The sequence below is a fragment of the Novosphingobium sp. genome (genome assembly GCF_025351285.1).
Lineage (GTDB): Bacteria > Pseudomonadota > Alphaproteobacteria > Sphingomonadales > Sphingomonadaceae > Novosphingobium.
On the sequence record NZ_JANXWG010000067.1, the window covers coordinates 14,186 to 36,576 of the forward strand.

The window sequence follows — 22,391 nt, forward strand, 5'->3', positions numbered from 1 at the left end:
ATTCCGCTTCGTTTTGCCACTCCAACACAAGCGATCCCGAGTGAACCGGTCCATCCCCGATCATGTGCTCCAGTTCGGCACGGCCAAGCGCTCGCGCGTGCGCCGGCTGGGCTCGATAGTCCGCACCAACCGCTTTACCTACCTGGGTGGGCTGATCTTCGCCATCGGCATACCGCTGATGTTGCGCCCACTGCTCGGGCGATCGCTGCACCTCGGCACCTTTTCCTACCTTCCGTTCGACGCATCGATGCTGGTCGCGGTGGTGTGCCTGTTCTTTGCGCACACCATCCTGCGCAAAGTCGGCATCCTGCCGCTGGTCGACGACAAACTGCTGATCATCCCGGCTTTTCTCGCCAGCTACTGCCTGGCGTTCACGTTCGTGATGCTGTGGTATTTCAAGGTCAACACCTACCTTGTGGTGACCAGCTTCTTCTTCGGCATTGCCTGGTACTACCTGATCGCGATCACCCGGGTGCGGCTTTATTCACCGCGACTGGCGTTCGTCGGCGGTTTTCCGAGCGACGACGAATTGCTCTATGCCAATGTCGAGTGGGAAGCGCTGGTCACGCCCTCGCTGCCGCGCGATGTCGTGGGGATCGTGTTCGATGGCAGCAAGCCGATCTCGAAATCGTTCGAGCACATGTTCAGCCGCGCGATCCTGCGCAACCTGCCGATCTACGAAGTGCGCAAGTTCCGCGAAATGTTGACGGGGCGGGTTCAGCTCGATGCCCATCCGGTCGATTTCTTCGGCCAGTTGCTGCCGTCGCAACCGTACCTGCGGATCAAGCGGATCGTCGACACGCTGTTCGTGATCCCGGCGATCGTAGTGGCGGCGCCCTTCATGCTGCTGGTCGCGCTGGCGATCCGGCTGGAAAGCCCCGGCAAGGCGATCTTCCGGCAAGAACGGATCGGCTTTCGCGGCCAGCGCTTCACCTGCTACAAGTTCCGTTCGATGCGCAACGATTGCACCGGCCCCGCGTTCACGGTCGATCACGATCCGCGCGTGACCCGGATCGGCCGCGTCATCCGCAAGATGCGGATCGATGAACTTCCGCAATTGTTCAACATCCTCAAGGGTGAAATGAGTTGGATCGGCCCCCGCCCCGAAGCCTTGTCGCTGGCGCGCGGGTATTTGCGCGATATTCCGCATTACGCCTGCCGCCATTCGGTTCATCCCGGGATCACCGGTTGGGCCGCGATCCACCAGGGCAATGTGGCGCAGAATAACGCGGTGACGCGCAAGCTCGAATACGATTTCTATTATGTGAAGTACTTCTCAATCTGGCTCGATATTCTGATCGTGTTGATGACAGTGCGGACCGTAGTGACCGGCTTCGGCTCGAAGTAAGGCCATGGGCGTTATTCCATCCGTGGAGCCGGCAAGCGAAGCGCTGAACGGCAGCTTTGACGATTTTCTCGCCGCAGCGATCGCCGGCAGTACAAATCGGGTCGGGACTTCACGCGATCAGACTTTGCCCGATGGCTGGCCACTGGCCTGGAACGCGCCCGATGTAACGCAAGCCTTTGTTGCACGCGCGCTTTATCACGGGATTGCAGGCGTTCTGATCAACCGCTCTAACGCGATGGAAGGCTGGCCCGCCCCGGTCGTCGGTTGCCTTGGGCAGCAAGCACTGGGCCAGGGCATGTGGGAATTGCGCCACAAGCTGGTGGTGGTCGGGCTGATCGAGGCACTGGCGAAAGCGGGGGTGCCTGCACTGCTGCTCAAGGGCACGGCGCTGGCTTACGATCTTTATGCCGATCCCGCCGAACGCTGTCGCGGTGACACCGACGTCCTCGTTGCTCCTGCCCAGATCACCCAATCGCGCGATGTACTCGAAGCCCGGGGCTTCGTGCGCGAAAGCGCGGGCGAAGGCTTGTTTGGCGATCTCCACGCGCAGGAAATCTGGCGCCACGTCTCAGACGACGGCTTCGAGCACGTGATCGATCTGCACTGGCAATTGCTCAATTCGCCGTTTCTCGATCCGCTGATGCCGTATAACGAATGCGCGGCCGGCCCGGTGCCGATTCCGCGCTTGTGCGCTTCGGCCCGCGCCATGCCGCGCGTGATGATGCTGCTGCACGCGTGCCTGCACCGCGCGGTTCACATATCGAACCCCTACTATGTCGATGGCCAGGCGTATCTTGGGGGCGGCCGGCTGATCTGGCTGCTCGATATCAAGCTGATGGCCGATGCCTGCTCCGATCGGGAATGGGCCGAATTGTCCCGCCTGGCGGTTGCCAAAGGCCTCTCGGCACTATGCCTCGAAGCGCTTGAATCCGCGCGCGCCAAGCTTGGCGCGAAGCTGCCCGCCAGCGTGAGGGAGGCGCTGTCGCGTGCGCCGGCCAACCACGAAATCGGCACATACCTCACCACATCAAGCCAGTTCGGCAGAGCCTGGCGCGATTTCAAGTCGACCCCGGGCGTGCTGAAAAAGCTGCGTTTCGGCCTTTCGCAGACCCTCCCCTCGCCCGATATGGTGCGCGACAAATACCCGTCGATGCGCGATCGGCCGATTATGCTGCTCTACGGTCGGCGGCTGGCCGAAATCCTCGGGCGCCGCGTTTCGGGCAGTTCGCGATGAGCGGAATTGCCGCCGTCATCCGGTTCGATGGCGGACCGGTCGAACCCGGCACAGTTGAACGCATGACCTCCGCGATGGACTACCGCGGGCCCGACGGAATTGCGCACTGGCAACGCGGATCGGTCGCGCTTGGCCATTGCATGATGCACACCACCACCGAATCGCTGGAGGAAGTGCAACCGCTCTTCAACGAGGACGAAAGCCTCGTGCTGGTGATGGACGGCTGGCTGAGCAACTGGGAGGAACTGCGTGCCGATCTGCTTTCACGCGGCGCCGTCCTGCGCACCCGCTCCGATGCCGAACTGGTCCTGCGCGCTTACGAGGCCTGGGGCGATGACTGCCCAAGGCACATCGACGGCGAATACTCCTTCCTGATCTGGGACGCGCGCCGGAATGAAGCCTACTGCGCGCGCGATCATGCCGGGCTGCGGCCGCTCCATTATCATTGGGACGGCAAGCGGTTGGTGGTGGCGTCGGACATCGTCGGCGTGCTGGCGGGGCCGGAGGTAGAAGCCAAACCGAACCCCGGAATGATCGTGCAATTCATGGCCGACAAATGGTTCACCGCGGACGAGACAATCTGGTCGGGCGTGCTGCGGGCGCAGGCTGCGCACTGGCAACGGTTCGGCACGTCCGGCACGCGATGCGGTCGGACCTGGCACCCCCCCACCGAAGTCACGATCCGCTACAAGCGCGATGAAGACTACATCGACCATTACCGCGAACTGTTCTCGCAATGCGTCCGGCGGGCGGCGCGATCGCACCGGCCGATCGGGTGCGAAGTCAGCGGCGGGCTCGATTCTTCGGCGGTGTTTGCCATGGCACACGAACTGTTGCGCGCTGGCCGGCTACCTGCCCCGGGTATCAAGGGTTATACATTGGCGTTCGCTGAGAGGGGCGGAGAGGCTGACGAAATCGATTTTGCCCGCGCCGTGGGCACCCATGTTGGTGGGGACATACGCGAAATAGCGCCCTTTTTGCCCGATCTAGCATGGTTCGAAAGCCGTGCGCGAGAAGACCGCGATGTGCCGCCCTTTCCGAACGGCGCCAGTTTGCTCGGGATTTCCGAGGCGGCGGTAAACGACGGCGGCCGTGTGATGCTCGACGGTCTCGGCGGTGACGAATGGCTCGACGGCGGTCCCCTCTATTTTGCCGAACATCTAGCTGAGGGCGATTGGGCGGGGTTTTTACGAAGCTGGCGCGAGGATTCGGATGCGGTGGGCTGGCGGACTGCCACTTGGTGGGCGTTCAAGTTCGGCGCAGCGCAATTCCTGCCTGAACGCTTGGTGATCGAGCGTCGCAATCTGCTCGACCGGGTACGGTCGCGCCATTCACAAAAAGAATCACCGCTAGCGCCCGAACTTGAGTCCATGCTCGCGCAAATGCGTGAGGTGGCGGCCCGGAGTGCATCGGCAAATCGGCAGTACAAGGCAGGCCGCAGTGTTTCCGGCTGGCTGACAGACGTTTACGTAAGAATTGCACGAGATCGTTATTCGCAGCAATGCGCCAGATGTATCTATGAGGCGCGCAGTCCAATGTATTCGCGCAGCTTCATCGAATTTGCCCTCGCGACACCTGAGCGTGTAAGATCACGGGGCGGAATCGCCAAGTACCTTCACCGCGCCGCCTTGGCGGGAATGCTGCCAGAGATAGTGACAAAGCGCGAAACGCAGGCGCAATTTTCCCAAACCTTCAAACGACTTCTTGATACGATGGAACACGTTTTTACCGTTGAGCTGCCGCAAAATGGGTCTGGCTTTATTAATCCGGACGGTGTATCAAAGCTTTATGATCGTTATCGTTCAAAATCTCGCGATGGAATGCTCAAGTGGCAACTCTGGGGTGTGTTTGGGTGTGAAACAGTTTTGCGGCCTGTGACGGATTCGACAATGGCTGGATTTGAAGTTTAAAAGGTTTTGTCAGTCAAAGGCTTTAGGAGGTCTTCTAGTGAAAAATGCCAGCATAGACAACATTCGCGCCAATGCCCTCGAGAGCAAGCTGGCTTATAGCGCGCCAACCTTGACGGTTTTTGGATCGGTTCGCGATCTTACTCGTAATGGTACAGGGTCGGGTGCCGACGGCGGTGCCGCCGGCAAGAACAAGGTTCCAACCAAGTTGCCCTCCGATCCGGCACTCAAGGAAAGCATCGTCCGCGTTGGTGAACACCCGGCCGGGTTCGGGCTCTACCTGTTCGATTACAAGCCAGAAATGCGCGAATCTTGCGGCCATGGCCGTATGTTCGGCGTCATGGCCGATGAAGTCGAAGCGATCATCCCTGAAGCCGTTTCGATCGGTGACAATGGCTATCGCCAGGTCGATTACGAAATGCTGGGCATCACCCTGCACTGATCTGGATTCGGCCGGTTTTCGGATTTTTGCGGTAATCGAATTTCGATCTGCTGCTCGAATGTCCGAAGACCTGGTCGCCTCCTGTTTCCGATAGAGCCCTAACGGGTTGCTTTGGAAAAAATCGCCCGGGCTGTCAGTCCGGGCGATTTTTTGTCAGTCTTACGTCAATCTCGCCCTGTTCATGGCCCGAGTTCATGGCCCGAGATGGTCGCGTTTACCGATAGCACGCCTTGATGATGCAATTTCGCCAGGAAGCCGCGCGGCCCCAATCCATCATGCCCGAACCGCCGTTCCATTTCTGGGAAGCTCAAGGGGATGTGATCGCGCAGTTCCACCGTACGCAAGACGGCTTTTTGTTGAAATTCCTCGGCCGCGCGGACTTCGACATCGACTTTGCAAACGAAACGGTGACCTGCTTCCCCGCGCCAGGGGTTTCAGCAACCATGATCGCGGCGCTCCGTCACAACCAGGTTGCTCCGCTGCTGCTCAACCACTCCGGTAAACTGGTCCTCCACGCCGCGGCAATTGTTGCGAACGGGCAAGCACTGGCGTTTTCAGGTGTTTCGGGGCGGGGCAAGTCTACGCTGGCGGCAAGCTTCGCCCGCCACGGCTATCCGTTCCTGACCGATGACGGACTCCATCTTGAACCGACCGCGGAGGGTTATCTGGCCTTTCCCAGCCTGGATAGCGTCCGCCTGAGGCTCGACAGCGAAACGGCATTGTTTCCAGGTCTGTCTTCCGACCTGGATCAAAGCTCGCATGAAAAGTCGCTTTTGCAAGCGGGGACTACCATGCCGCATCAATCGCATCCGGTCCCGCTCCAAGCGCTCTATTTCCTGGGCGAAGGGACGGCCGACCAGGTTGAATTCAGCCGCCTTGCTCCCGGCGAGGCACTGATTGCGCTGATTCGCCACGCTTTCATTCTCGATGTCGACGATAGGGCCCGGGTTAGGGCAAATTTCGAACGGTTGGCAGACTTGTCCGAAGCCGTGCCGATCTTCACGCTCGACTACCCGCGCCGCTTCGACAAGCTTGGCGATGTCATCGCTGCCGTAATCGCACATGTCCACCAAGGAAAGGCCAGACCATGAACCTGCATGATCGATTGACAACCTCGAGCGACGTGGTCGTGCGGCAGGTCGGTGGAGAGACGGTTTTGCTGGATATTGTCAGCGGGAAATATTTCGGGCTAGACGCCGTTGGCGCCCGCGTGTGGCAACTGATCGAAGGCGGCGCAGGCTCGCTGATCGATGCTTGCGACCAGATCGGCGCCGAATACGATGTTCCCCGTGACGTTCTTGAACAGGATGTGCTCGCACTGGCCGGGAAACTCGTGGAACATGGCCTCGCCGCCGTGACCGGTTGATCGCGGCGCCCGTCGAATGCCAACCTGTCTTCATGTGAAACGATGTCCGGATGACAGGCAGAAGCAGCGCTTTGCGCGGTCTTTGCACGCATGCTATCGGCTTGGCTTGTCCCCGGAATGGTTCGATGCATAGTCACGCATCTGCCACGCCGCGGTTGAAACGATGGGCGACGATCACTGTGACCGATATCCTGACCCAACACGTGAACGTGTCTGACCAAGCCAGCAATTGCCGGGTCGGCGACGAAACCGTCATTCTGCACGCGGGCAACGGAACGTATTTCGGTCTTGATTCCGTGGGGTCGCAGATCTGGCAACTTTTGCAGCAAGGCCTAACCCCGGCTCAATCCTGCGCCAGAATTGCGCACGATTTCGAAGTGCCCCTTGCACAAGTCGAACAAGATGCGCGGATTTTCCTCGACGAACTCATGCGTCATGACATCATTCGTCTAAGCTGATTGCGGCCAGCACAAATTGTCCACGATATCGCGCTTGCGCAAACTGTCGGGCAAAGGCCCCATCGTCATCATCGATTGCTTATGCGCAGTTTACGAACTGGCCCGAGCAAATCGCAAATTCCACAAGCTTCCTGCTGGGGAATTGGTGGACCATGTTCGCCTGCCCGCTGCCGGAAGCATTGTCCCGGCCGACGGCCAGCTCAATTCGAAGATCGCGGCGCGAATTGTGGAACGGGTTGCTTTTGCGATACCCGCGATCGCGCTTCGCGTGCCATGGCGGGCTGACTGCATGGTCCAGGCCATAGCCGCCCAAAACTGGCTGGGGCGTTACAACATACCATCGACGATGACGATCGGAGTGCGCAAGGACGCCGCCGCCGGGTTTGGAGCACATGCGTGGCTTGCTGTGGGCGATGTTCTTGTAACAGGCGGCGACATCAGCGGTTATGTTGCGATTGAAGTGTCTGGTGGGCCTGACGCTTAGCCCGATTCAATGCAGGCTTGCTGATTTTCAACAGCGCGCACCGGGCTGAATCAACAAAGGCCGCACCATCGGCGCGGCCTTTGTCAGAAATTCCAAGCTGGCTTTAGTGGCTGGCCGAGCAACCCTTGATCGGGTTCGTAGGAGTTGCATCCTTGCACTTGTTTGAGTTGGCGATGCCGATCGACGTGCCGGTATTCGGCGGCGTGATGATCACCGGCGCAGATGTGCCGGCGAACGCCGAAGCCGAAGCGAACAGGGTGCCAACCGCAAACGCACCGATCATTGTAAGTCCACGCATAGCAATAAGTTCTCCAGCAAAAACAAGAGTTGCAAATATCATGAGCAAGCCGGCTGGTCAATACACGCAACACCACCGAGGCCGGCGCCCGGATCGGCGGCGCCACGTGCAGCCGAACGCCTTACCATCTGACTTTTTTGGCTATTTTTGAATTTTTCAAGGTTCCGCCATACAGGCATGCAGTGCATTTGCGCAGTCGGCCAGATAATCGTCAAGAGTGGCGCTCTGTGGTCAGCCGATAGATTGCGAATCCGAATCAAGCATATCTCGAGCAAGTCGAGCAAAAGATCGCTGCCAACCAGTCATGCCGAAGAAATTTCGTCAACATGCGGATAGCTTCTTGCTTTTTATAGTGATTTCACCGATGTTCATTTTTGAACGCATGAGTGGTTGCGGTTCGGCAAACATGTTCGCAGCGATGATCGCGGCCGATGATTTGCAGCATTTGCTCGGGGGACTGGTGTCACCCGGCGTGCGGTAGCCATGGCCTCGTTACTCTTCCATTTCCTTGACCCAAACCAACGATCACAAGCCTCGCGAACGACGGCACGATTGCCTCGCCTTCGATATCATAGACCTTTTGCAATTCGATCCGGGCCTGTCCCAACGCAAGATCGCCGAAAGGCTCGATATCAGTGTTGGACAAGTGAACTTCTTCCTCAAATCCTTCTCTCAGGACAAGTGGATCGAGCGGGTAGGGTTGCACCCGAATGGTTCCCATCATGCCGAAAGCTATCGCCTTACAGACAAGGGACTTGCCGCAATTTCAGACTTGGCTGCCCGCGTGCTGCCGCTGAAGCTTGCGGAGTATGAACGCCTGGGGCGGCAGATTTCGCGGCTTTCCGAAAGTCCTCGGTCCAAATGAGAAACACGGCATCCTGGCGGAAAATCGGGCAAGATTTGCTGGCAATCGGTTATCGGCCAAGCATGGCTTTAGCGATGACATGCCTGCTGCTGGTCGTCGCATTTTCTTTGGGGGGCAGTTCGCGCGGTGACGTGCCCGCGTTGCTTTTCCTGCGACCGATTGCGATCTTCATACTCGGCTACGGACTGTGGACTTTGCGACCGGCCCACATTGCCGCGCATCGCTTTCTATTCGGTTTTGCATTCGTAGCGCTTGCGATCCCGCTCCTGCATCTGGTTTGCCTGCCGGATGCGATGTGGGCTGGCATGCCGGGCCATGGATTGCTGGCGGAAATCGATCGCAGCGCCGGACTTGCCGGAGCCTGGCGCCCCTTGAGCATTGCACCTGAGACCACCCGCAATGCGCTTCTGTCCGAATTAGTGCCGCTGGCGGTGCTCGTGCTGGGAGTACAATTGCCCGAACGCGAATTGCATCTGCTTTTGCCATTTCTGCTGGGCCTTGGTGCGATCAGTGCCACCCTTGCGGTCATTCAGGCGGTATCCGGAGCAGACATTCCCAAGCCCCTTTACAGCACGTCGACCGATGGTTCGGCCGTTGGCTTGTTCGTCAATCGCAATCACCAGGCTCTGTTTCTGGCCACGATGTTCCCGATGCTCGCCACCGCAGCCGCGAGCGCCTGCACTACCGCAGCATCCGCGGGCACCAAGGCGCCGCGCAAGATGCTCGTCCCATTGCTGTCTGCCGCGTACGCCTTGTGCCTCATGCCATTGTTGCTGGTCACGGGTTCGCGCGCCGGGCTGGCCCTGGGCCTGGTCGCCATCCTGGCGATACCTCTGTTTTTCCTGCGGCAGTGCTCCTGGCAAGACTGGATTCATCGCGAGAGATCTGGCGCGATTGGCCCCGTCATGCGTTGGTGGGCAACGCGCCGTGGGAAAACGCTTATCAGCGTAGTTTGTCTGCTGCTGATGCTCGTGATCGTTTGGGCGGTGCTGGCAACGGCTTATGCCTCGGGCCGCACCGAAGCGTTCGATCGCTTCCGATCCAGTTCGATCGTCGATGACCTGCGGTTCCGGGCATTACCGACGATCTGGTCGATGCTAGGCTATTACTGGCCGCTCGGTTCGGGAGCAGGAACGTTCGAAAAGGCGTATTTCGTGGCCGAGCCCGACGGGCTTCTTGGCGCGGTTTTCATGAACCATGCGCACAACGATTGGCTGGAGGTCGGGGTTACGACAGGCATTGCCGGCTTGGGCCTGCTCGTCGCCGCGGTTGTTGCGTTTGGCTTGCGATCGTATCGCGCCGTTACGGCAAGGCTGAAATCGCCCGCAGATAGATCGAAATCGACGCAATTTGTTTTGCTCGGGCTGGTCGTCATCCTGCTATGCGCCCTTGCAAGTCTTGGAGATTATCCCTTACGCGTGCCTGCACTCGCTTGCGTTTTGGTCGTAGCCGCGCTTTGGGCAGATGGTCGGATCCCAGGGCAACGGACAGGGACCGTTGCGTTGGACGACAATTGAAATACTGTGGCGTATTCGTTCGGGGGGCCTGCATGGCTGCTAATGTGTTGAAATCCTGCTGCCGTGTCTTGCTGCCACTCGCCGTGCTGCCGATCGCCGCGCTGTCGGGTTGCGCTGCAAACAATCAACTGGGTGGTGATCCGAATCTGCAGGTTTATGCCGGGGCTGAACTACCACCGCCTCAGCAAAGCGACCTCGCGTCCGGGATTCGCCCGTACTATATCGGACCTTACGATAAACTGACGATCGACGTTTATGGCATCGCCGAACTGGCCATGCGCGATGCGCAAGTCGATGATACCGGGCGAATCACCTTTCCGCCGGCGGGCCGGATCGAACTGGGCGGCAAGACAATCCTGCAAGCCCAGCAGATCATGGTCGAACGGCTGCGCGCGGCCTATGTCCGCGATCCGCAAGTCACGATCACGATCAAGGAAGCGCAAAGTCAGAACTTTACGGCCGAAGGCGAAGTTGCCCGGCCCGGCGCATTTCCCGTGGTCGGCAGCATGACCCTGCTGCGAGCAACCGCGCTGGCCGGTGGCCGCACCGAATTTACCGCCAAGCGCCACGTGGTCGTGTTTCGTGTCGTCGAAGGCCAGCGACTTGCGGCGCTGTATGATCTCAAATCGATCGAACAGGGCGCGCATCCCGATCCGCAGATCTACCCCAACGACATTATCGTCTATGGCGAATCGTCGGCAAAGCGGCTGTTCAAGGATCTGATCAACTTCAGTCCACTTTTGACAACGCCATTGCTCATCGTGAATTCGATCAAGCCATGACCATCCACAGCCGTCAAGCGCCCGCCACAGGACAGAACAACCGCAATGGCTACTAATTCGATCACCAGCGACGCAGGATATCCGACGGTTGCAGACGTCGCTCCGGAATCGATTTCGGCACGGGCGCTGATCGTCCACTATTGGCATGCAGCGGTGCGCCGCCGCTGGCTGATCCTGGCGATCATCGTGGCATGCTTGGTTGTGGGCGTCATCAAGACGATGTTGCAACCGCCGGTCTATACAGCGGTGTCCGAAATCCAGATCAGTCGCGCCAAGAAAAGCGTCACGAATGTCTCGTCGGTCGATACGACGGCAAGCGACTCGTTCGATAGTGAATTTTATGAAACCCAATACGCGCTCCTGAAGACGAGTTCGCAGGCCGAGCGCGTGGCCAAAAAGCTCGACCTCGCGAATTCGCCAGACTTTTTTGCGGCTCAGGGAATTCGTGACGACAAGCTGACGACCTCATCGGGCACACTCGATCCGGCCACCCGCAAGAGCCGCGAGGCGCTGGCCGCCGCGATCCTCCAGGGCGGAATATCGATTGCGCCGATTCGCAATTCCAGCTTGGTAAACATCGGCTATTCGAGCCGCTCCGCCGTCTGGTCCGCCAGGATCGCCAATGCATGGCCGCGCGAATATATCGCCGCGAACATGGATCGGGAATATACCTCCAACGCCGATGCGCGCCGCTTCCTTGAATCCATGCTGGGTGATCTGCGCCGCAAGGTCGAGCAGTCGGAAAGCAACCTGCTGACGTTTGCGGCAGACCACAGCATGGTCAAGCTTGGTGGCAGCCGGGACGCCACGGGGCGGACGACCGAAGCGCGAACGCTCGTTGAAACCGATCTCGAAGCGCTCAACTCCGCGCTGCTGACCGCCCGGTCAGAGCGGATTGCCACCGAAGCAGGCGTTGACACCAGGCTTGGGCAAGGCGCCGCTCAAGGATTATCCAGTTCGGCAACGCTTCAGCAAAAGCGCGACGAATTGACGGCGGAATACGCGCAGATGCTGGTCAAATTCGATCCACGCTATCCGGCCGCCCGCGCGCTAAAGGCACAGATCGATGCGCTGGACTCGGCCGTATCGCGCGAATCTGCACGCGAAGCCGGACGCACTTCATCATCGCGGCGCGATCAGATCAGCGGCGCGCAACGGCGTGAAGCCCAGTTGGCCAGCCAGGTTCAGGAACTGAAATCGAAGCTGGATCGCCAGCAGCATGACAACATCCAGTACAGCATCTACCAGCGCGAGGCCGATACCAATCGCCAGCTCTATGACGCGATGCTGCAGCGCTACAAGGAAGTCGGCCTTGCCGGGTCGGTCGGCTCGAGCAATATTTCGATGGTCCAGGAGGCATCGGTTCCGGGCGGTCCGTCTAACCCCACGTTGATGCGCAACCTCGCGCTCGCGCTGGTGATTGGCCTTGCCCTTTCTGCGCTGATGGTGTTCGCGCTCGAACAAGTCGACGAACGGCTGCGCGATCCATCGGATATCGAGCGTTTCCTCGGGTTGCCGCTGCTTGGCAGCGCACCGTTGGTCAAAGGTGATCCGCTTGACGAGCTGAAGCAAAACACTTCGGAAATCTCGGAAGCCTATTTCAGCCTGGCAACGGTCATCGCCTTTTCCACCACGCACGGCCTTCCGCGATCGTTCCTGATCACCAGTTCCGAGCCGGGCGAAGGCAAGTCCACCACATCACTGGCCCTTGCAACCACGATCGCCCGCACCAGCAAGCGCGTTCTTTTGATCGATGGCGATCTGCGTTCGCCCTCGCTCCACACGCAACTGTCAGTCAGCAACGATGCAGGTTTTTCCAACCTGCTGGCCGGCGACGATGATCTGACCGCGCATGTGCGAACGACAGAAACCGCCGGTCTTTCGATCCTGACCAGTGGCCCGCGGCCGCCAAGCGCAGCCGAACTCTTGGGGTCCGATCGGCTGAAGCTGGTGCTCGAACGGCTCAACCAGTATTACGATTGCGTGGTGATCGACGGCCCGCCGGTGATCGGCATCGCCGATGCCCCTCTGCTGGCCAAGGCCGTCGAAGGATGCATCGTGGTCGTAGAAGCCGAAAGCACGGGTCTGAAATCGGTGCGCAATTCGATCCGCCGCCTGCTGGCGGTCGACAGCCGGATCTTCGGCGTGGTCGTGACCAAATTCAGCGCGGATCGCTACGGCTATGACTATGGCTACGGCAAGCTTGAAGGCAGCGCAGAGGCGCCGATCGCCGCCTGAGCCTGCAAAGACCAGAATCTTCGGTCGGCAAGAATGCTTGACCGGCTAATATCCCTGACTGTGATGACTCAAACTACCCCCGATGCCGGACCGGTCTGGCGATGGACCCGCAGGATCGTCGCGCTACTTTGCGCGCCGCTGGCGGTGTTCGCCGCCTATGACAGCGCGATCGCCTATTGGGCAACCCAGCCTTCCAATGCTGTCCCTGCCGCGCTGCGCGACACCGTGCAGTTGCGCTGGGCCGAAGTCGAACGCCGATCGATCGATCCTGCGTGGATCGCTGCCAACTCCACGCAGGTCGAAGCAGCGGCAATGGCGCAATTGCGCGCATCGCCGCTGAATTCCTCGGCTTTGCGCGCGCTGGGTCTGATTGCAGCGATGAACAAGCCCGGCGCCGGTCCAAACGCTGACCCAGAAGCCGGATTCGCCCTGTTTCGCGCTGCCGAGCGTGTCACTCGTCGCGATGGCCTTGCCCAATTGGGGCTTATCCGGGCCGCCGAGCAAGCCGGAGATATGGCCGACGGGATGCGGCACTACGACCGCATTCTGACGACCGCCCCCGCTGCGGAGGATAGCCTGTTTCCCACGCTGGCCAGGGCCATTGACCATATCGAGGTCCGCGAACCACTGGCCGCATTGGCTGCTCGACCGTGGTTCGGTCGGTTCCTGGGAAGAGCCATCGATTTTGGCGCCGACCCGGCCGCTGTTGTGGACTTGTACCGGCGGGGCTTTCGCACGATGCAGTCCAGCGACAAGCAGGCGATCGGCCTGGCGTTGACAACACAACTTGTGGATCGGGGCCGCCTGCCCGAAGCGCGCGCGGTTGCCGCAACCATTCCGGGCATCGGGTCGGCTGTGCGCGATCAGTTTGCCCTTATCGCGATGACCGTTAATCCCTCGCTGGCACCGTTGGCCTGGAAGCTCACCAATGACGAGGCGGTCGAAACCTCGCTCGCCGCTTCTGGTCGACTAACGATTAGAATCTCCAACGGCCGCACCGGAATCGTCGCTCAACGGCTGATGCTGGCCGCGCCAGGAAGCTATACGCTGTCGCACGACGTCACGTACGATCCGGGTGAGGCGGCAGCGGACCTGGCCTGGACGATAATCTGCAAGTCCGGCAAGCAACTCGCGGCACTGCGGGTTCCCGCAAAACCAGGTCACAATCGCTTCAGTGCCCGCATCGATGTTCCAGCCGATTGCGGTGCGCAATCATGGCAGTTGACGGCGACCCCGGAAGACATCCAATCAACGTCGACTGTAGCAATCGACCACTTGTCGTTTGTACCATAATAATACGAATAGAGCCCGCGATAGGCGGGTTGGCTGATTTGCCTTACCCAAAGGTATATTCTCCCACAATGCCCGTGCCTGTATGGGCAGGTTCTTGATATGTGCGGCATAAACGGAATCTTTGCGTTCAACCCGTCGGCCAATTTGCCGGACCGGAAGGAACTGCTCGCAACGCGCGATCATATGCGTGCGCGCGGTCCGGACGCCGTAGGTGAATGGTGGGACGCAGCAGGGCGCATCGGCCTGGGGCACCGCCGGCTGTCGATCATCGACTTGTCGGAACGCGCCACCCAGCCGATGGCCAGTGCCTGCGGCCGCTACCAGGTCACCTTCAACGGCGAAATCTACAATTATCCGGAACTCCGCACGCGCCTGGAAGCGCAAGGGCGCGTGTTCCGCACCACCTCGGATACCGAAGTGCTGCTGCACCTGTTCGACCTGAAACGCGAAGCGATGGTGCATGATTTGCGCGGTATGTTCGCCTTCGCGATTTGGGACGATGTTGCCAAAAGCCTGTTCCTGGCGCGCGATTCTTACGGGATCAAACCGCTTTACACCGCCAGCGATGGCTGGACATTCCGCTTCGCCAGCCAGGTCAAGGCGCTCTTGGCGGGGGGCAAGGTATCGACCGATCCTGAATCCGCGGGGATCGTAGGCTTTCATGTGTGGGGCAGCGTGCCCGAACCGTTCACGCTCTACCGCGAGATTCGCGCGTTGCCGGCGGGACACACCCAAGTGATCGACGAAGCCGGCCCCCGGGCGCCGCAGCCGTTCGCACTCGTCTCCGACATGCTGGGCATGGCTTCGCCCCGCCCGCTCGCAATCGACGAAATGCGCGATTGCCTGCGCACCGCACTGGGCGAAAGCGTCAAGGCGCACCTTCTCGCCGATGTCGAAGTTGGGCTGTTCCTTTCCGCCGGCGTCGACAGTGGCGCGCTGCTCGGCCTGATGCGCGATGCCGGGCAGCAGAAGATCCGCACCATCACGCTCAGCTTTTCCGAGTACCAGGGAACAAGCGACAACGAAACGCCGCTCGCCTCGCTGGTTGCCCGGCAATATGGTGCCGAGCATCAGGTCCGGACGGTCGACGAGGCCGAATTTCAACGTGACTTGCCCGCGATCCTCGCGGCAATGGACCAGCCCACGATCGACGGGATCAACTCGTGGTTCGTGTCCAAGGCGGCGAGCGAGGCGGGGCTCAAGGTTGCACTTTCCGGCCTGGGTGGCGACGAGCTTCTGGGCGGATACCCCAGCTTCCGCGACATTCCTCGCTGGGTCGGCATGTTCAAGGTGCCTGCCGCCGTGCCGGGCCTGGCGTGGCTGGCACGTTCGGTGATGCGCCATTCCGCGCTTGGCCGAAATAACCCCAAGGCGCGGGGCATGGTCAAATATGGCGGCAGTTACGCCGGCGCGTACTTGCTGCGCCGCGGATTGTTCCTGCCGTTCGAACTGGACACGATCCTCGATCCCGAACTGGTTCGCGATGGGCTCGAACGGCTGCAATTGCTGCCGACCGTCGATAGCACGATGCCGCCGGGTGCCCGTTCTTCGACGGCGCGCGTGGCAGCGCTGGAAAGCGCCAATTACATGCGCAACCAATTGCTGCGCGATACCGACTGGACCAGCATGGCGCACAGCATCGAAGTGCGCACGCCGCTGGTCGATGTGGCGCTGTTGCAAAGTGTGGGGCCGATGATCCCGCAACTGACGGGGGCATTGGGAAAACAGCTATTGGCGCAAGCTCCATCGGTGCCCCTGCCCGATGCCGTCGTCAACCGTCCGAAGACCGGGTTCAATGTGCCCGTGGGCAGTTGGCTTGACCGCAAGCCCGATTTCGATACGGCGTTGCGTGGTCATGTTTCAAGACATCGCGCGCTCGATCTCATGCGGACGTTTGCAACCGGCGCTCCTGCGCTGGCTGGCTGACGGATCTCACTGTCCGCGGCGTTCGTACCGCCGGACCGTGCATGTCAGATTTTCGAGCCTGAATTCAATATCGTGAATTTCCCAGTCCGTCCCGTCTCGTCACCTTTGCGCCAACCGGCGCCCGGATTCGATTGTCAAGACGATCTTTCCGGCGGGATGCTTGCGCTGATGACCGATGCATTCGGCGGCTATGGCGGCATAGCGCAATACAATCGCGACTTTCTGTCGGCGGCGGCGGGCGGTTGCTTTCCGGGCCCGATCACCGTCCTGGCGCGTATGGCCAATGACGAAGTGGGACCGCTGCCCACCGGCGTGGAGCAGAAATCGCCCACGATGAACAAGTTTGCCTATGCTGCGCGCGCCACTGTGCTGGCGCTACGCCAACGGCCAAAGGTCATCTACAATGCCCATCTTTACCACGGTCCTCTTTCGATGCGACTGGCGCGGCTGACCGGAGCGAAGCTGGTCAGCCAACTCCACGGCACCGAAATCTGGGACGATGTTCCCGCAGGCTGCCTGGCCGCGCTCGAAGCCTCGGACCTCGTGCTGACCGTCAGCCGCGACACGTGCGCCAGAACGCTCGCCAAGGCGCGGATTGCGCCGGAAAAGGTGGCCGTCATCAACAACACCGTCGGCGCGCGGTTCACCCCCGGCGATCGTGATGCGGCGCGGCGCAAGTTTGCGGTAGCCGGAGAAATCGTCATCCTCACCGTCGCCCGGCTCGATGGCCGCGAGGGATACAAGGGGCATGACCGTGTTATCCCGCTTATCCCCAAGCTGCGCGGCATGGGTGTCGATGCGGTCTACATGATTGCGGGCGAAGGCCCCGACCGTGATCGGCTTGAGGCCCTCGCGCAAAGCCGTGGCGTCGAGCATCACGTGCGCTTTCTCGGCAAGATTCCGGTCGATGACCTGCCCGATCTCTATCGTGCGGCAGACCTGTTCGCGCTGCCGTCGGTGGGGGAAGGTTTCGGCATTTCGTTCGTCGAAGCCATGGCATGCGGCACGCCGGCCATCGGCCTTGGCATCGGCGGTTCTCCCGATGCGCTGGTCGATGGTACGCTGGGTACTTGCGTGGCGCCCGAACACTTTGCGGATGCGCTGATCGATCTCATCATCAATCACCCCGGACGTCCTTCCGATCTGGCGACACGCACCCGGCACCACTTCGACTATCCGATCTTTGCCAGTCAGATACGGACGCAGTTGCAAAAGGTTTGGTAATTGCCAATCCCTACACGTCCCACAGAGTTGCCCCGAACCATGAACACCACCCCATCGAGCCCGCCGCAGCGGCTTGCCACTGGCGAGCCCGCAACTGCGGCAATCGCAGCCCCGGGCGAAGTCACCTTCATCCTCGAAGCGGGCCGGGCAGATCGCAATTATTGGGCAGACTTGTGGCGCTTCCGCGAACTGTTCGCGATCCTGGCCTGGCGCGACGTGGCGGTGCAGTACAAGCAGACCGTAATCGGCATTGCCTGGGCGCTCGTCCGCCCGCTGCTGACAACGCTGATCTTCACCGGGCTGTTCAGCCGGATTGCGCGGTTGCCGTCGGAAGGCGATACCCCCTACCCGCTCATGGTGATGGCGGGTATGCTGCCGTGGTTCCTGTTTTCGACCATCCTGACCAGCGCTTCGGGCAGCCTCACTTCGAACAGCAACCTTATCAGCAAAGTCTATTTCCCGCGGCTGATCGTGCCCGCAGCGTCGGCCGCCGTGGCGATGGTCGATTTCATGATCACTCTCGTGATCCTGTTCGCACTGATGGCGACCTACAGCTTTGCCCCAAGCTGGCACCTCATCGCGCTGCCGCTGTTCATCGTGTTCGTGATCCTGGCGGCGTTGGGTCCGGCGTTCATGATGGCCGCGCTCAGCGTCAGCTATCGGGATTTCCGGTTCATCGTCCCGTTCTTCGTCCAGTTCGGGCTTTACGTGTCACCGGTCGGTTTTTCATCGAAAGTGGTTCCAGAAAGCTGGCGGACGATCTACGCGCTCAATCCGATGGTGGGGATCATCGACGGGTTTCGCTGGTGCCTGCTTGGTGGCAATGCGCAGCTTGATTTTGTGAATCTGGCCATCGGGTTGGCGGTAACCCTGGCCTTCCTCTGGCTGGGCATAAGGACATTCCGGGCGACCGAAAAAACCTTCGCGGATCTGGTATGATGGGCTCCAACGTCGCCCCCAATATCGCCATCGCTGCCGAAGGGCTTGGCAAGAAGTACCTGATCGGGCACGAATCCGCCGATCAGTCGCGCACCCTTCGCGATGCCGTTTCGGGCGCCGCGCGCAAGTTCGGCCGCTCCGCCGTGAACATGATGCGTGGGCAGGCGATCATCGCGGGCGAACAAATCGAAGAATTCTGGGCGCTGCGCAATCTCGATTTCACCATCGAGCAGGGCGACGTGATCGGCGTGATCGGGCGCAACGGAGCGGGCAAATCCACGCTGCTCAAGGTACTGTCGCGCATCACCGAGCCGAGCGAAGGCCGCGTGACCATCCGGGGGCGGGTGGCCAGCCTGCTCGAAGTTGGCACCGGTTTTCATCCCGAATTGAGCGGGCGCGAGAACATCTTCCTCAATGGCGCCATCCTGGGCATGACCCGTGGCGAAATCCGGCGCAAGTTCGATGAAATCGTCGACTTCGCCGAAGTGGAGCGGTTCCTCGATACCCCGGTCAAGCGCTACTCCAGCGGCATGTATGTGCGGCTGGCGTTTGCCGTGGCCGCGCACCTCGAACCCGAAATCCTGATCGTCGACGAAGTGCTCGCGGTCGGCGATGCCGAATTCCAGAAGAAGTGCCTGGGCAAGATGCACGACGTGGCAGAACACGGCCGCACCATCATTTTCGTCAGCCACAACATGACCGCGGTGAAGTCGTTGTGCACCAAGGGCATCATGCTCGAAGGCGGCATGATCCGCACGACCGGTTCGATCGTCGACGTGGCCAACGAATACGAAAAGAAGGGCGTGCAAACGAGCACTTACGAGGCATCCGGCAGTTCGAAAAAGCCAACGTGCTTCCGGCGTATTTCGACGGAATTCCACGATGGAGCACTCCACACCGCGATCGACATCGCCAGCGCGTCGAAGGATCGGATGATCGTCAACCTACGCCTGCGCGACTACCTCGGATCACCGATCGGAATGGCCAGCCTGGGTGGCTATGACCCTGAACTGATGGTCGAACTTCACCCGGGCGACAATCGCTTCGTGATTACCATGCCCTGCCCGACCATGGCGAATGGACGCTATTTCCTCGATCTGGACCTTGAACGACCCTACAACCACATGGTCGATCAGGTCGTTGATAACCTGTCGTTCGAAGTATCGCGCGTGCCCGCAGCCCACGCCCGCTTGCTGCAAAGCGGCTGGGGCGCCGGTTCGGTCGAACTGTCCGCGCAAATGGTCCGCAGCAACGAACCGACCGCATCGATCGCCAGCCGCGCCCTTACGGCGCCATCTGTTTAGCGATCCGGAAAAAACCGGTGCGGATTGCCTTTGTTTCCAGAGAATACGCCGGCGTGGGTAGTGGCGGCGGCATCGGCACCTACGTTCGCAATGCGGCCCGAATGCTGGCGACTCGCGGACACGACGTCGAGGTCTTCACCGAAGGCCAGCCCGCAGGCATGCGGGCCGAGTCCGGCATCAGGATCAACATCGCGAACTGCCGGGCGACAGATTTTGCCGAAGCCATCGTCCCGCCGTTCGAAGCCGCGCACCAAGCGAACCCGTTCGACGTGGTCGAGAGCGCCGAATACGGTGCCGACGCCGCGATCGTGTTCGAACGGTTTCCCGAAGTCGCGCGCATCGTGAAGCTGCACACCGCGAATTTCCAGATCGGCGCCATGAACGAGGCCTACCTGACGCTGGGAATGAAGGCGCGTTTCGTGGCGGGCGCGCTGCGCCGTGGGCGGATGCCGAAACCGTTCTGGAACAAATATGAACCGGAATGTGATCGCGAACTTGCCCTAACCTTGCTCGCCGACGAGATCACCTCGCCATCAAAGGCCATGCTCGACTGGACCAGCGATGCCTGGCCCATTTCGGCCATGGCAAGGGCTGTCATTCCAAACGTCTTCGTCCCGCCCGCCGAATTGCTTGCGTGCGTGCCGGCCGGGCGACCCAAGCTGGTAACATTCGTGGGCAAGCTCGAAGTGCGCAAGGGGGTGCTCGAACTCGCAGCCGCCATCCCGCAAATTCTCAAAGCGCACCCCGATGCACGCTTTCGCTTTGTCGGACGGGCACTTCTACACCCGGCCACGCGCCGGCCGCTCGATGAAACGATCCGGCATCTGGCCGGTTCGGCCGCCTCCAAGTCGATCGAATTCACCGGGGCATTGGATTACGCTGATGTTGCCAGCCACCTGGCTGAATCCGCGATCGCGGTGTTTCCAAGCTACTGGGAGAACCACCCTTATGTCTGCCTCGAAGCGATGGCGGCAGGCTGCGCGGTTGTCGGGTCGAATGCGGGCGGGATGGCCGAGATGATCGAGCATGGCCGCACCGGCATGCTCGTCGCGCCCGAAGATCCCGCTGCAATCGCGCAGGCCGTGATCGAACTGCTGCGCGATGACGAGCGGCGCGCGTCGATGGGCGCAGCAGCGCGCGCGCACGTGCTCTCGGCCTATTCGACCGAAGCGATCGCGCCCCTCCAGGAAGCGTCATACAAGCGGGCAATCGCCAAACGACAACGTCTTGCAGAAGCCGTCCGGTGAGCTTGCAACCTGCCCCTGCCCTCACCGTCATCATCTGCACGCACAATCCGCGCGCGGATTGCTTTGGCGAAACGCTCGATTCGCTCCGCACACTTGCCGCGCCTGCGGACGGATCGTCGTGGGAACTGATCGTTGTCGACAACGCCAGCCGCGAGCCCCTGGTCGACCGTCTGGACTTGTCGTGGCACCCCGATGCGCGGGTGGTGCGCGAGGATCGACTCGGGCTGAGCCATGCCCGCGTGCGCAGCTTCCGCGAAGCACGCAGCGAAATTCTGCTCTACGTAGATGATGACAATATTCTTGACTCCCAGTACCTTGCGGAGGTGATTGCGGCGTTCGCAGCCAATCCCAAACTCGGTGCGCTGGGCGGCCGCGTGTTGCCGCGATACGAAGCCGAGCCCCCCGCCTGGTTCTCTGAAGGCGGCTTTTCGCTGGCCTGCCGCGATCTCGGTGACGAGCCCATTGTGGCGCGGTGGGACGAAACGTCGAACCGCACCTATCCCGAATGCTCGCCGATCGGCGCCGGAATGGCGCTGCGCCGCGAAGCGTATGGCGCTTATGTCGACGCGGCGTCGTGCGATCCGATGCGACTGGCGCTTGGCCGCAAGGGCACAGATCTGGCGTCTGGCGAAGACAACGACATGATCCTGACGATCCTGGGCAAAGGCTGGGACGTGGCCTACCTGCCGCAATTGCACATCGATCACATCATCCCGGCGTCGCGGCTGACCGAGGCCTACATGACCCGATACGCCGCAAGCTCGAACCGCACCTGGGTGATCGTACTGGGCCTGCACGGCATCTGCCCGTGGAAGCCGATTGCACGCTGGACGCTGCCGGCACGCAAGGCACGTGCATGGCTGGTGCAGCGTGCCTGGCGCGGACCGCTCGACCGCATCGCCTGGGCCGGCTCGTGCGGCCTGTTCGATGGACAGGCCGCGCTGGCCGGGATGGCTGCGCCATGAGCCTCGGCCGCCTTGCCTATAAGTTGTACCACGAACCGATCGGCAAGATCCGCGCGTCGTTGCGCGAAGGCGGGCCGATCGAGCAGCGCCGGACTCGTGCCGGCCACAAGGCGATGCGCGCAGCCGCTACAACGCTGCCCACATTGCGCGAGCCATCCGCCGGCCCACGCGCGGAAATCGCGTTCCTGAGCGGGGCAAGGTTCTGGGACCAGACGCTGTTCTGCATCGTGTCGCTGCAACTGGCGTGCCCGTTCCGGATCGATCCGGTGGTGTACGACGATGGCACGCTAGATGCCTCGGTGCAGGCGGCGATACGGCGGGTCGTCCCGTGGATACGGTTCGTGACATCGTCGGAAATCCAGCATCGGCTCGACACGCATTTGCCGGTGCACGAATTCCCGGCATTGCGTGCGCGCCGGCTGGTCTATCCGCACTTGCGCAAGCTGACCGATATCCACGCCGCTGCGGACAGCTTCACGCTGGTCGCGGATTCGGACATGTTGTTTTTCCACGAACCTGCCGAACTGATCGCGTGGTTCAGCCAGCCGCAGCCG

The 22,391-nt window shown here is 60.9% G+C and carries 22 protein-coding genes; 21 read left to right on the forward strand and 1 reads right to left on the reverse strand.

The features are described 5' to 3' along the window. The first annotated feature begins 40 nt into the window (after positions 1-40). The 8 genes from Q0R16_RS08075 (at position 41) to Q0R16_RS08110 (ending at position 7,239) form a co-directional block, all read left to right on the forward strand. Positions 41-1,348, forward strand: a complete 1,308-nt coding sequence (locus Q0R16_RS08075; RefSeq protein ID WP_295634721.1) for a sugar transferase — start codon at positions 41-43, stop codon at positions 1,346-1,348. A 4-nt stretch (positions 1,349-1,352) separates the two neighbouring features. Beyond that, positions 1,353-2,582: a nucleotidyltransferase family protein gene (locus Q0R16_RS08080; protein WP_295634724.1), complete on the forward strand. Its 1,230-nt coding sequence runs from the start codon at positions 1,353-1,355 to the stop codon at positions 2,580-2,582. Continuing rightward, positions 2,579-4,492, forward strand: a complete 1,914-nt coding sequence (locus tag Q0R16_RS08085) for an asparagine synthase-related protein (protein WP_295634727.1) — start codon at positions 2,579-2,581, stop codon at positions 4,490-4,492. The genes Q0R16_RS08080 and Q0R16_RS08085 overlap by 4 nt, the downstream gene beginning before the upstream one ends. A 37-nt stretch (positions 4,493-4,529) precedes the next feature. Beyond that, the gene (locus Q0R16_RS08090; RefSeq protein WP_295634730.1) at positions 4,530-4,931 is read left to right on the forward strand and encodes a lasso RiPP family leader peptide-containing protein; all 402 of its coding nucleotides are present in this window, start codon (positions 4,530-4,532) and stop codon (positions 4,929-4,931) included. A 233-nt stretch (positions 4,932-5,164) separates the two neighbouring features. Continuing rightward, positions 5,165-6,022 (forward strand): hypothetical protein, encoded by an 858-nt coding sequence (locus Q0R16_RS08095; RefSeq protein ID WP_295634788.1) that lies wholly within the window; start codon positions 5,165-5,167, stop codon positions 6,020-6,022. Then, positions 6,019-6,297, forward strand: a complete 279-nt coding sequence (locus Q0R16_RS08100) for a PqqD family protein (protein WP_295634732.1) — start codon at positions 6,019-6,021, stop codon at positions 6,295-6,297. The genes Q0R16_RS08095 and Q0R16_RS08100 overlap by 4 nt, the downstream gene beginning before the upstream one ends. 179 nt (positions 6,298-6,476) lie before the next feature. Further along, positions 6,477-6,755: a PqqD family protein gene (locus Q0R16_RS08105; RefSeq protein ID WP_295634735.1), complete on the forward strand. Its 279-nt coding sequence runs from the start codon at positions 6,477-6,479 to the stop codon at positions 6,753-6,755. 34 nt (positions 6,756-6,789) lie between these two features. Continuing rightward, on the forward strand, positions 6,790-7,239 hold the full coding sequence (locus Q0R16_RS08110) for a lasso peptide biosynthesis B2 protein (RefSeq protein ID WP_295634738.1): 450 nt from the start codon (positions 6,790-6,792) through the stop codon (positions 7,237-7,239). A 103-nt stretch (positions 7,240-7,342) separates the two neighbouring features. On the opposite strand, the gene Q0R16_RS08115 is transcribed toward Q0R16_RS08110, so the two are convergent. Further along, on the reverse strand, positions 7,343-7,537 hold the full coding sequence (locus tag Q0R16_RS08115; RefSeq protein WP_295634741.1) for a hypothetical protein: 195 nt from the start codon (positions 7,535-7,537) through the stop codon (positions 7,343-7,345). A gap of 304 nt (positions 7,538-7,841) precedes the next feature. On the opposite strand from Q0R16_RS08115, the gene Q0R16_RS08120 reads away from it, so the two are divergent. The 13 genes from Q0R16_RS08120 to Q0R16_RS08180 all read left to right on the forward strand — a co-directional run. Beyond that, positions 7,842-8,018, forward strand: a complete 177-nt coding sequence (locus Q0R16_RS08120) for a hypothetical protein (RefSeq protein ID WP_295634744.1) — start codon at positions 7,842-7,844, stop codon at positions 8,016-8,018. 27 nt (positions 8,019-8,045) lie between these two features. After that, positions 8,046-8,402, forward strand: coding sequence for a winged helix-turn-helix transcriptional regulator (locus tag Q0R16_RS08125; RefSeq protein ID WP_295634749.1), 357 nt, complete (start codon positions 8,046-8,048; stop codon positions 8,400-8,402). Positions 8,403-8,476: 74 nt separating this feature from the next. Then, positions 8,477-9,919: an O-antigen ligase family protein gene (locus Q0R16_RS08130; protein ID WP_295634752.1), complete on the forward strand. Its 1,443-nt coding sequence runs from the start codon at positions 8,477-8,479 to the stop codon at positions 9,917-9,919. Positions 9,920-9,987: 68 nt separating this feature from the next. Next, positions 9,988-10,701 (forward strand): polysaccharide biosynthesis/export family protein, encoded by a 714-nt coding sequence (locus tag Q0R16_RS08135; RefSeq protein ID WP_295634755.1) that lies wholly within the window; start codon positions 9,988-9,990, stop codon positions 10,699-10,701. A 45-nt stretch (positions 10,702-10,746) separates the two neighbouring features. Continuing rightward, positions 10,747-12,939: a polysaccharide biosynthesis tyrosine autokinase gene (locus Q0R16_RS08140; RefSeq protein ID WP_295634758.1), complete on the forward strand. Its 2,193-nt coding sequence runs from the start codon at positions 10,747-10,749 to the stop codon at positions 12,937-12,939. Positions 12,940-13,251: 312 nt separating this feature from the next. After that, the gene (locus tag Q0R16_RS08145; protein WP_295634761.1) at positions 13,252-14,232 is read left to right on the forward strand and encodes a hypothetical protein; all 981 of its coding nucleotides are present in this window, start codon (positions 13,252-13,254) and stop codon (positions 14,230-14,232) included. A 99-nt stretch (positions 14,233-14,331) separates the two neighbouring features. Next, the gene (gene asnB, locus Q0R16_RS08150; protein ID WP_295634764.1) at positions 14,332-16,158 is read left to right on the forward strand and encodes an asparagine synthase (glutamine-hydrolyzing); all 1,827 of its coding nucleotides are present in this window, start codon (positions 14,332-14,334) and stop codon (positions 16,156-16,158) included. Between the two features lie 168 nt (positions 16,159-16,326). After that, entirely contained in the window at positions 16,327-17,382 is a 1,056-nt protein-coding gene (locus Q0R16_RS08155; protein ID WP_295634767.1) for a glycosyltransferase family 4 protein, read from the forward strand. Positions 17,383-17,421: 39 nt separating this feature from the next. Then, positions 17,422-18,321 (forward strand): ABC transporter permease, encoded by a 900-nt coding sequence (locus tag Q0R16_RS08160; RefSeq protein ID WP_295634770.1) that lies wholly within the window; start codon positions 17,422-17,424, stop codon positions 18,319-18,321. Beyond that, complete coding sequence (locus tag Q0R16_RS08165; RefSeq protein WP_295634773.1) at positions 18,318-19,625, forward strand: ABC transporter ATP-binding protein; 1,308 nt, start codon at positions 18,318-18,320, stop codon at positions 19,623-19,625. Before Q0R16_RS08160 ends, Q0R16_RS08165 begins: the two co-directional genes overlap by 4 nt. 17 nt (positions 19,626-19,642) lie before the next feature. Then, positions 19,643-20,872 carry a glycosyltransferase family 4 protein gene (locus Q0R16_RS08170; RefSeq protein ID WP_295634776.1) on the forward strand — a complete coding sequence of 410 codons (1,230 nt, stop codon included), beginning with the start codon at positions 19,643-19,645 and terminating at the stop codon, positions 20,870-20,872. Continuing rightward, on the forward strand, positions 20,869-21,837 hold the full coding sequence (locus Q0R16_RS08175) for a glycosyltransferase (protein ID WP_295634779.1): 969 nt from the start codon (positions 20,869-20,871) through the stop codon (positions 21,835-21,837). Before Q0R16_RS08170 ends, Q0R16_RS08175 begins: the two co-directional genes overlap by 4 nt. Then, the coding region (locus tag Q0R16_RS08180; protein WP_295634782.1) for a hypothetical protein at positions 21,834-22,391 on the forward strand (558 nt) is incomplete at its 3' end. The genes Q0R16_RS08175 and Q0R16_RS08180, both read left to right, overlap by 4 nt.